General features: G+C 42.8%; 1 protein-coding gene. It reads right to left on the reverse strand.

All coding sequences use genetic code 11. From position 1 onward, the window contains the following. Nucleotides 1-1,994 (reverse strand): TonB-dependent receptor (locus BWI44_RS03770; RefSeq protein WP_286811673.1); only part of this gene is annotated, 1,994 nt, incomplete at its 3' end. Between the last annotated feature and the right edge of the window lie 308 nt (nt 1,995-2,302).

Genomic DNA, 2,302 nt, shown 5'->3' on the forward strand with positions numbered 1-2,302 from the left:
GGCATATTGGTAAAGAATACCAAAGGCAGACGTCCGGAGAACAAACCGCTACCACCACGCAGCTTCAAAGTATTGTTGCCAAGTATATCCCAACTGAAACCTATACGGGGAGATACTGTCAATGAGTTTCCGGGCCATTTACCGGTATCGATATGACGGCCGTTGTAGTCGAGGTCAAGAATAGCATTGTTGGTCATCAAGTCACCATTATCAAAGAAGAGTCCGTCGAAGCGCAGACCGGCTGTAACCTTGAAATCGGAACGTACGTTCCATTCGTCTTGCAAGTAGAAGCCCAATTTATTGTACTGAACACGTGATGCAGGTTCGTTTTCACCGTTATAGCCATAAGTCAAACATACAATTTCCGGAGCAGCTCCTTGAACAAAGTCATCCAGGCTGGTATAGCGATAATATCCTGTACCGTTACGGAGATACTGGTTGTCGGCCATTTGATGCTCATAGTTCAAGCCAACCATGATTTTATGATTGCCGGTATAGTAAGTTACGTCATCTTTTATATTCCACACTGTGTTGTGGACTGCGTTATTGTAAGTGAAAAGTTCTTCACCAAAAGAGATGTAGTTTTGATTGTCTTTCAAAATATCGACAAATGGGAAAATACTGGAATTAGTACCACGTACGTCATCCAACTTGGAGAATGTTGCCAAAAACTGGTTGGACAAGGTAGCAGAGAAGCGGCTGTTAAGGTCGAAAGACAATGAATGTACCAAGTTATCCAAGGAATACATGGAGTTGGCATACGACATGGCATACTGTGAAGTACGACTACCCGACATACGAGTACCACCGTCCATAGAGGAAGCGTTAGGGGCATTCCATACGGTATTCTTGGTATAGTTATAACGCAAAGCCAAGCGATGGTTGTTGTTGATGTTCCAGTCTATACGTGCCAATAATTTAGTGTTCTTATTGTCAGACGGGAAGCTGCTGAATGAACCGGTGTCATAGCCATATCTTTCTTTCGCTATATCGGACACATTCTGAAGATCGGCAACGGTTGCACGTGAGATGTATGCGTCTGCATTGGCCACACCGTCTTCGGAAGCACGCCAGCGATTGGCAATTGCAGGAGTATTCTGCAGCTCGCCGTTTGCAAAGAAGAAGAGCTTATTCTTGATTATCGGACCGCCAATAGTAAAACCATATGTAGTTGACTGGTCTTTCTCGCGAGCACCTAAGATTGTTTCACGATCAATGGCATCACCGCGCATGTTTTCATTCTGGTGATAAATATAAGCTGTACCTTTGTAAGTATTGGTACCTGATTTGGTAATGGCATTGATACCGCCACCGATGAAGTTGGTCTGGCGTACATCAAACGGAGATATGACAATCTGAATTTCGTCAATCGCCTCTATAGAGACCGGATTACCGCCACCAGGCAGGTTGGAACTCAAACCGAAGTTGTTGTTGAAGTTGGCACCGTCGATTGTGAAGTTGGCTGTACGACCGTCAGATCCGGCAAACGACATCCCATTACCACCGTAAGCAGACAAACGGGAATAGTCGGTAATGCTACGGCTTACAGAAGGCATGCTGGTAATCTGTGTATTGGAAATGTTGGTTGTCGCTCCGGTCTTCTCGGAGGCAAATTTAGTCTTTTGAGCTGTAACAACCACTTCCTCAAGAAGCTCTGATGATTCTTTCATCTGTACATTCAGATTGTAGACTTCACCTAATTGAAGAGTTACATCCTTAAACATCATTGTTTGGTAACCGATGTAAGAGACTTCCACGCTGTAAGGTCCGCCTGCCCGCATACCTTGAATGGTATAACGACCATCGATGTTTGTAATTGCGCCATATCGTGTCCCGGAAGGCTCGTGTATAGCCTGAACTGTTGCACCGATAATGGCTTCCTTGTCTGGGTCTGTTACCTTTCCACTTAATGAGGAGGTAGTCACCTGAGCCTTAGCTGTCATTGCGACTATCACCATAATTGTGGAAAGAATGAATCGCATTCTTTTTGCCATGAGATTTTAATTAATATGATTAAACTATTAAAAAACGTTGCAAATTTAAACAATAACTTTCAGATTACCGTTACATATCAATTACAATTTTTATTATATCTTTGGTATAAAAATGTATTTGTCAAAAGAAAACGGTGATTTTGTCAAGGACGTGCTCAATCTACCTGAAGAAACAGGTTGATTGAGCACGTCCTTGACAACCTCAATATCTTTACTTCCCCAAAATTAAAGTGGGAGAAAACGACTTTAATTTTCTCCTATTCGATTGACGGGCATGTCATGATTTTAGGTAGCTTTCTTAAAAGCTG

The sequence above is a fragment of the Bacteroides sp. Phil13 genome, assembly GCF_001940965.1.
In the GTDB taxonomy this organism is placed as follows: domain Bacteria; phylum Bacteroidota; class Bacteroidia; order Bacteroidales; family Bacteroidaceae; genus Bacteroides; species Bacteroides intestinalis.